The sequence below is a fragment of the Glaciecola punicea genome (assembly GCF_001756615.1).
In the GTDB taxonomy this organism is placed as follows: domain Bacteria; phylum Pseudomonadota; class Gammaproteobacteria; order Enterobacterales; family Alteromonadaceae; genus Glaciecola; species Glaciecola punicea.
Genome location: NZ_LZXY01000007.1, coordinates 170,889 through 178,959 on the forward strand (window position 1 = coordinate 170,889; position 8,071 = coordinate 178,959).

8 protein-coding genes are annotated in these 8,071 nt (G+C 41.1%); 2 read left to right on the top strand and 6 right to left on the bottom strand.

Annotation, left to right across the window (positions count from 1 at the left end; genetic code table 11):
• Positions 1–161: 161 nt before the first annotated feature.
• The 5 genes from htpG to apt form a co-directional block, all read right to left on the bottom strand.
• Positions 162–2,093, bottom strand: a complete 1,932-nt coding sequence (gene htpG / locus BAE46_RS10130) for a molecular chaperone HtpG (RefSeq protein WP_070112648.1) — start codon at positions 2,091–2,093, stop codon at positions 162–164.
• Between the two features lie 107 nt (positions 2,094–2,200).
• Entirely contained in the window at positions 2,201–2,800 is a 600-nt protein-coding gene (recR, locus tag BAE46_RS10135) for a recombination mediator RecR (RefSeq protein WP_006004901.1), read from the bottom strand.
• 114 nt (positions 2,801–2,914) lie between these two features.
• Positions 2,915–3,241: a YbaB/EbfC family nucleoid-associated protein gene (locus tag BAE46_RS10140; RefSeq protein ID WP_006004898.1), complete on the bottom strand. Its 327-nt coding sequence runs from the start codon at positions 3,239–3,241 to the stop codon at positions 2,915–2,917.
• Between the two features lie 35 nt (positions 3,242–3,276).
• Positions 3,277–5,478, bottom strand: coding sequence for a DNA polymerase III subunit gamma/tau (gene dnaX, locus BAE46_RS10145; RefSeq protein ID WP_070112650.1), 2,202 nt, complete (start codon positions 5,476–5,478; stop codon positions 3,277–3,279).
• Positions 5,479–5,485: 7 nt separating this feature from the next.
• On the bottom strand, positions 5,486–6,022 hold the full coding sequence (gene apt, locus BAE46_RS10150; protein ID WP_006004895.1) for an adenine phosphoribosyltransferase: 537 nt from the start codon (positions 6,020–6,022) through the stop codon (positions 5,486–5,488).
• A gap of 760 nt (positions 6,023–6,782) precedes the next feature.
• Between apt and BAE46_RS10155 the strand changes: the two genes are divergently transcribed.
• Entirely contained in the window at positions 6,783–7,040 is a 258-nt protein-coding gene (locus BAE46_RS10155) for a hypothetical protein (RefSeq protein ID WP_141729338.1), read from the top strand.
• Positions 7,041–7,207: 167 nt separating this feature from the next.
• On the top strand, positions 7,208–7,417 hold the full coding sequence (locus BAE46_RS10160; protein WP_006004888.1) for a hypothetical protein: 210 nt from the start codon (positions 7,208–7,210) through the stop codon (positions 7,415–7,417).
• A gap of 16 nt (positions 7,418–7,433) precedes the next feature.
• Here the strand turns inward: BAE46_RS10160 and BAE46_RS10165 are convergent, their stop codons facing one another.
• Positions 7,434–8,012, bottom strand: a complete 579-nt coding sequence (locus tag BAE46_RS10165) for a DTW domain-containing protein (RefSeq protein WP_006004886.1) — start codon at positions 8,010–8,012, stop codon at positions 7,434–7,436.
• Positions 8,013–8,071 lie beyond the last annotated feature (59 nt).

Genomic DNA, 8,071 nt, shown 5'->3' on the forward strand with positions numbered 1-8,071 from the left:
AGGTGGGGCATAGACAAGCGCTATTCAGTAAAATTCATCATACTTTAGGCGTAATCTATTTCCCGCATGCAAACACTTCATTTGTATCGCTTTAACGCATAAAAAAGCCAACATGATGACGATGTCATATTGGCTTTTATTGTTAACGCTTTACCGCTGTTTTATCTTACTAAATTCGCCAGTAAAGCGTTTAAGTTTTTGACAAAACTAGCAGGCTCTTTCAAGCTGCCTTGCTCTGATAAAGCGGCTTGGTCATATAGCACTTGTGTCCACTGTGAGAACTGTTCCTCGTCTTGCACGTCAGACACAATCTTAACTAAGTCATGCTCTGGGTTTAGCTCAAAAGTATACTTAGGCTCTGGTACTGCTTGGCCAGCAGACTGCATTAGTTTTGCCATTTGCGTTGTCATACCGTCGTCGGTAGCGACTATACAAGCGGGTGAGTCAGTTAGCCTATGGGTAAACTTAACGTCAGACACTTTTTCGCCTAATGCTGCTTTCATACGGACAAGCAAGCCTTCAACCGCTTTTTCTGCATCTTCTTTAGCTTTCTTAGTTTCGTCATCGTCTAAGTCGCTCAAATCTACGCTAGCGCTAGCCGCAGACTTTAGGGTCTTACCATCAAATTCATTTAGGTGTGACATTAACCATTCGTCAATACGCTCGCCCAACAATAGCACTTCTCGCCCTTTCTTACGGAACACTTCCAAATGAGGGCTAGTGCGAGCTGCTTGGTATGAATCGGCTGTCACATAATAAATAGTCTCTTGGCCCTCTGGCATACGCTCAATATACTGCGCAAGCGATACTGTTTGCTCGTTACCGTCATTATGCGTCGTAGCGAATCGTAACAAACCAGCAATTTTTTCTTTATTGGCAAAATCTTCAGCCGGGCCTTCTTTTAATACGTTACCAAATTCATTGTAGAAAGCTTGATACTTTTGGGCGTCGTTCTTAGCCATTTTTTCTAGCATACTCAAAATGCGCTTAGTACAGCCTTGGCGAATAGCTTGGGTAATTTTATTGTCTTGTAATATTTCACGAGACACATTCAGCGGTAAATCGTTTGAGTCAAGCAAGCCTTTTACAAAGCGTAAATAAGTAGGCATGAATTGCTCTGCATCGTCCATTATGAAAACGCGCTGAACATACAGTTTAAGACCGCTAGTCTGCTCGCGGTTCCACAGGTCAAACGGGGCTTTAGATGGTATATAAAGTAAACTTGTATACTCTGTTTTACCTTCTACTTTATTGTGTGACCAAGATAAAGGGTCGGCGTAGTCACGTGATACATGCTTATAAAATTCGGTGTACTCTTCGTCTGATATGTCAGACTTTTCACGTGTCCACATCGCAGTCGCTTTATTTACCGTTTCCCAAACGCCTGACTGGGCTGGGATTTTTTCACCATCGGGACCATCAGGACCTTCGCTCTCAGGCACTTCTTCTTTATAAAGCTCTACCGGAATACTAATGTGATCAGAATATTTAGTAATGATTGAACGTAAGCGCCAGTCATCTAAAAATTCTTTTTCTTCTTCTTTTATATGCAGAATAATTTCTGTGCCACGGCCTTGCTTTTCAATGTCGGCAACCGCGAATTCACCCTCACCAGCAGAAATCCATTGCACGCCTTCGCTAGCTTTTGCACCAGCAGCACGCGTATTAACAGTTACTTTATCGGCCACTATGAATGCAGAATAAAAGCCTACACCAAATTGACCAATAAGAGATGAGTCTTTGGCTTCGTCGCCTGAGAGCTTGCCGAAAAACTCAGCTGTACCTGATTTTGCGATAGTACCTAAGTTTTTAATAACTTCTTCTTTACTCATGCCTATGCCGTTGTCAGACACCGTTAACGTACCGGCGTCTTTATTCACGCTAAGCCTTACGTTAAGTTCGCCGTCGCCTTCGTAAAGGTCGGCATTAGAAAGTGCTTTAAAGCGCAGCTTGTCAGCCGCATCGGCAGCGTTTGATACAAGTTCGCGCAAGAAAATTTCTTTGTTTGAATACAAAGAATGGATCATTAGTTGCAGCAGTTGCTTAACTTCGGCTTGAAAACCATGCGTTTCGTGTTGGACTTTTTCAGTCATGATCAAGGGTCTCCTGTAAATCTAAAAGTGAGTGATTTTGTTGTGGAGTAGATTTGAGGGTGATTTGAGTAAATTCAACAGTTTTAGTGAATATATTTTAAGAAAAACTAAAACTCTCTGCGGCCACTAAAGGCGTGGGTGAGTGTATTGCCGTCTATATATTCTAATTCGCCGCCTACCGGCACACCATGCGCTATTCGGGTAGTTCTTATACTATGCTTTTTGCACATTTGGGAGATATAATGCGCAGTGGCTTCACCTTCCACAGTGGGGTTGGTGGCTAGAATAACTTCTTCAATTTTATCTTGCTGTAAACGCTGCGCCAATATGTCTAAACCAATTTCATTCGGCCCAATCCCGTCTATAGGCGACAAATGTCCCATTAGCACAAAGTACGTACCTTTGAACTGGCTTGTTTGCTCTATTGCCAATACGTCTTGGGGCGACTCAACAATACAAATTTGCTGCGACTCTGCGCGACTTGGGTTGTTGCATAAATTACACAACTGCGCCTCAGTAAACGTTCTACATTGCTCGCAGTTGTTGATGTGCTCCATTGCGTTGTGTAATGCTTGGCTGAGCTTTAGAGCGCCCCCACGGTTACGTTCTAGCAGATTGAATGTCATTCGCTGGGCGCTTTTAGCACCAACGCCCGGAAGGCATTTAAAAGCGGTAATGAGTTCGTCTATTAAGGGGCTGTGTGACATGCTTATTTTATTGTACCTTTAAATATTTTGCAAAATATATGAGCTTCTCTGAATTTCTCACTGACCACATGACATAAATAATAGTTGCGACACTGTCGCAACTATTTAGCGTTTTTAAAACGGCATTTTAAACCCGTCTGGAAGTCCCATTGTACCGGTCACATCGCCCATCTTTTCTTTGGTGGTTTCTTGTACGCGGCGAACGGCGTCGTTCATGGCTGCTGCGACTAAATCTTCGAGCATTTCTTTGTCGTCGCCAACTAAAGCGTCGTCAACCTGTACGCGGCGTACGTTATGATTACAGGCCATGGTAATTTTAACCATACCAGCGCCTGACTCGCCCACGACTTCAATTGTGGCTAAATCTGCTTGCGCTTTTTGCATTTTTTCTTGCATTTGTTGGGCCTGTTTCATCATATTACCCATGCCGCCTTTAAACATACTGTCCTCTCTTTCGTTATGTGTTAATTATTTGCTTATCTTGCTGTTACGCTGCCGTCGACTACTTTTGCATCAAACGCTTTCATAAGCTCTTGAATAGACTCGGTGGTGTTTATTAGTTCAAGTGCGTAACGCATACGCATGTCATTTATACTACTTTGTATCTGAAAAGGAGTGTTTTGAACATCGCCAAGGACAATATCAACTTCAATCTGTTCTCCTAATAACTCCGACACTGTTACCTGTATTTTTTCAACTAAAGATCCTTCGTTAATCTGATGATTTTCATTAGCAAGTGTCAACATCAGTGGGTTAGATAAAGTTGAGCACGTAGTGTTTATTAATAACTGTCTGGTAAGCGCTTGAATATCGGTGGCATTGACAAACGCGCTCCATTGATCAATCTGCGATGCGTTTGTAAGTTTCTCACCGTTGCTTAAAAACGCCGACAGCACCCCAGAAAAAGGTGCAAATTTATGACCCATTTTATACGCAAAGCCGTCCTCAACCACTTGAGTGGCTGGGGTCTCAGGTTCAGACTTTTTTGCGTTTGAATCCTCTTCTTTGTCTTTGGTATACTGCTTCAGCTGCTGGCTCACCTTTAGTAAATCATAGGTATTAGCAGTTGCGCTTGTGTTTGCACTAGCTTGCTTACGATGATCTGGCGTTTGAATAGAAGCTAGATTGAGCGAACGTGATTCACTTTGCTGTGGCTCAGTAAATTGGTTTTCATTGTTATTTGATGCAAATTCATCGCCAAACATATCCGTAGATATAGGCGGCTCTTCATCTGGCAATGGGGGCTGTTCATCATCAAAAAAAGGCGCTTGAGATGCGTTAATTGATGGCCCCTGTTTGAACGGTACATCGCTATCTTGTGATTTATTTTGCGGTGATGATGGCTCAAGTTCACCGCTTAGGGCTGTAGGGTTAGCACTAGTCGATGTCTGCTGAGATAATGACTGCCCTGTGATTTCACCACCTAACTGTTGAAGTCCGGCGTCTAAAGAAGGCTCATTCGACTTTTGTGTAGCATCACTATCTTGTAAATCATGTGTTTGCATTGTCGGCGCTATTGGCTCAGGTAAAGATTCAAACGCAGGCACAGTATTACTGGTGATAATCAAGCTAGCAATGTCTAAATCAATCTTTTGCACAGGCGAAAATGCGAGCATTCTTAATATTGTCATTTGCAGGCCAGTGCGCGCATCAGGCGCATGGGGTAAATCACGCTTACCATTCACGCCAATTTGATACAAAATTTGAATATGTTCCTTAGATAAACTTTTTGCCAGGGTATAAATACCTTTGGCAGAATCAGTGTCTAGTTTGCATACCTGGGGCACAACTTGTGTCAACGCTATTTGATGCAGCAAGCCTAAAAGTTGAGACAAGACTTGAAAATAATCAGGTGACTGTGCGCATATATCTTCAAGCTGGGCTATAGCATTTACACTGTCACGCTCACATATATGCTTAACCAACTTCACAATATGGTTTTTATTTAACAAACCAAGCATAGTGGCCACCACTACCAAGCTAACTTGATTGTTCCCTTGTGCAATTGCCTGATCGGTCAAACTTAATGAATCGCGAATACTGCCTTGCGCCGCTCGCGCTATTTGTGCCAGCGCAGATAGCTCGTACTGAATTTGTTCTTGGCCCAGAATATACGCTAAATGATCTTGGATTTGCTCTGTCGTGAGAGCCTTTAAACTAAACTGTAAACACCGTGAGAGTACGGTTACTGGCAGCTTCTGTGGATCGGTTGTGGCAAGTAAAAACTTCACGTGCTCAGGCGGCTCTTCAAGGGTTTTTAAGAGTGCATTAAAACTATGTTTTGACAGCATGTGCACTTCATCTATTAGATAAACTTTGTATTTCCCGCGTGTTGGACGGTATTGAACGTTATCAAGTAGTTCACGTGTATCCTCGACTTTAGTGCGCGAGGCGGCATCAATTTCAAGTAAATCGACATAGCGACCATCACTTATATCCATGCAGGTGTCACACACGCCGCAGGGGTTAGCGCTTTGGCCTTGCTCACAGTTCAAACTTTTTGAAAAAATTCGTGCTATCGTCGTTTTACCAACGCCTCGCGTTCCCGTGAACAGATAGGCATGATGAAGCTTATCGTTTTTAAGAGCGTTTGATATTGCATCAACAACATGCTGTTGCCCTACCAATTCAGAAAAGGTTTGAGGGCGCCATTTTCTTGCCAGAACTTGATAGCTCATCGGCTAATTAGTCTCCGTCGAATTCACATATACAATATGGTGTAATGTTAGCCGCTTTAAGTTTTGCTTTTCCGCCAATGTCGGGCAAAGAAATAATAAAGCCAGCGTGTTCAACCACGCCGCCTAAGCGACGGATAAGTGTTGCTGTGGCAATCATAGTACCGCCAGTAGCAAGCAAATCGTCAATCATAAGTACCCTGTCGCCTGGGCTTATAGCGTCTTTATGTATTTCTAAAACATCAGTGCCATATTCAAGCTCATATGATTCAGAAATGACTTCTCGAGGCAATTTTTTAGGCTTACGAACTGGTACAAAACCAACGCCAAGCGCTAACGCTAGCGGCGCCCCAAATAAGAATCCACGTGCCTCAGTTCCCACTACTTTATCAAATTTTAAGCGACTATACTGGTTTTTTAGTAAGTCGATACACGCTTGAAAGGCTTCGTAGTTTTGCAGCACGCTGGTTACATCGCGAAACAAGATCCCTGGCTTAGGATAATCGATAATGGTGGTAACGGCGTCTTTGATCAATTTTTGGGACACACTCTTTCCTTTTATGTGTTTCTTGCAGTAATGCTATTTAAAATGATGTTATTTTTCATAGCTTGTAAACTACCTAATTAAGAAACATTTTAACTGCCCAAGCTACTATATGAAGCAAAGGGAAAGCCAACAATGTGACCACGATAGCGAAAAAATACCACCAGTTAAATACTTCTTTAAACTCGGTGTCATCACTCATGAATACAACCTCAAAATCCTAAATATTTTCGAAGCAGAATAATACTTGATCACGATGAAGAAAAACAGGTTTGTGTCATTCAAATAGTATGAAAATTAATGTTTTGTTGTAAATAGAATATACGTTTGACATACCATAGTGTCAATTTACTAAACGAATTCGGATACTCTCCCTCGTTCGCTAGCGTTGGTTGAACTTTTTCAATTGCACACCAATTATTCTCTTTCAATATCAAAGTTCTTGCGATATTGCCCTTGTAGTAGTTGGCATTCTTGTTGGCCTAGTTACTGGTTTGATAAATGCAGACAATCTGTTGTTATAAAAACCTAATTCGCACGTTTGATTGGCTAACACGACCTAGGACACTGCAAGTGTTGCTCGTATGGATGGAATTTCCAAGTATTTTGGCAACCCTATTTCTGAATACGCCACTAGACATGAGGATATCTGTCTATGTGGCGGGTTCTTGTTATGTTCCCTTATAAACAACTAAACTCTGTAATAACTTTTTATTTTGAACATCTAATAGGAAAAGGTACTGTACTAGCACTAAGTAATAATGTGCGCATTAAGCGAGCTCGTCACCAAATTTCAGAAGATTATAGTAAAAAACTAAGGCTATTTAAAGGAGGCACCACCGACTGGATTTTAGTCAGTTATATTGATAATGCAGGTGTGGTAAAAGCGATTAATCTTACAGGCAGTCTCACCTATGCCAATTATAAAGCTCGGTGCAATAATGACTTACTGCCTTTATGCATGATCTTACCCAATATTATAGTAAAAGCATTTATCTCTATAACGCTTATTAACGCTTAATCAGCTTGAAAAATAATCTGCTTAATTTTAAATAGGAGTAAAATAGCCAATGATATAAGTGATATCGACATAAATAGAGATTCTTAGGCTCATATTTGTCAACACGAAACTGGTGTTAAATATATTTTTAGATTAAGCTTTTAAAACAACAAAACAGTGAGAACGTCATGAAAGCAGAAGAACTGCATGCATTAAAAATAGCCTTTACTTATATGCCAAAATCTATAGAAGTTAATAAATTTGAATATGGTGATAATTACCAGCATGTGTTGGACCACATAAGTTATGTCAGAGAAATCCTATTAGACCACAATATTGATCCTGATGAAGTTGGCGGTGATGTCAACCCAGACTCAACGCCAAATTCTTGCTACTAATTAGGCTCTGGAAGCGTTAAGGTTTTGAATCAATGTTAGGCCAATATTTTTGCATTTTAGCAAGCGCACTCAAGTATTCACTTGTATCGATCTTTGTCACGATAGATATTGAATAACTTAGCGCCTCTATACTAGATAACTGATGCTCCTTCTTAGATTTCCTTATGCTGTATTGTTTAGGCGGCGCTGATTTAAAATGCATTTGCATGAACCTCTGCAACAGTGGAAAGTCTCGCCATATTGAGTAAGCTTGCTTCCAGCTACCGTCTAAAAAAATCAGTGTTTTTATGTTTTTATAAAGATGTTGGTTATTCTCAATTGCTTTGCTCTCATTTGAGGGATAAATTACCGCTGTATTATTAGCATCTAAAGATGTAAGTGTGTTGTTTACTTGTTCACACAAAGCTGTGCTAATTACACGTATCGATGGCGAAACTAAGCACGCTAGTCTTATTGTGTTTTTCGCGTGGAATACTTCTTTTTTGTGCTGGAGAATAATTACGCTTATAGGGAGTTGAATACTGCCTATAGCGCTGCATACGCACGTTGAACTTGGATAATCGCAGTGAGCGCAGTATAAACGTTTTGATGTCATTCTAAATCCTTAGTATATACGTTTCACTGCTGAGTTCGAAAACCGCAGGCACAAAAAAA

Bases quoted from the DNA above. Each gene is read 5' to 3' on its own strand.
- htpG (WP_070112648.1), bottom strand. From the start codon at position 2,093: ATGACTGAAAAAGTCCAACACGAAACGCATGGTTTTCAAGCCGAAGTT.
- recR (WP_006004901.1), bottom strand. From the start codon at position 2,800: ATGTCACACAGCCCCTTAATAGACGAACTCATTACCGCTTTTAAATGC.
- BAE46_RS10140 (WP_006004898.1), bottom strand. From the start codon at position 3,241: ATGTTTAAAGGCGGCATGGGTAATATGATGAAACAGGCCCAACAAATG.
- dnaX (WP_070112650.1), bottom strand. From the start codon at position 5,478: ATGAGCTATCAAGTTCTGGCAAGAAAATGGCGCCCTCAAACCTTTTCT.
- BAE46_RS10160 (WP_006004888.1), top strand. From the start codon at position 7,208: ATGAAAGCAGAAGAACTGCATGCATTAAAAATAGCCTTTACTTATATG.
- BAE46_RS10165 (WP_006004886.1), bottom strand. From the start codon at position 8,012: ATGACATCAAAACGTTTATACTGCGCTCACTGCGATTATCCAAGTTCA.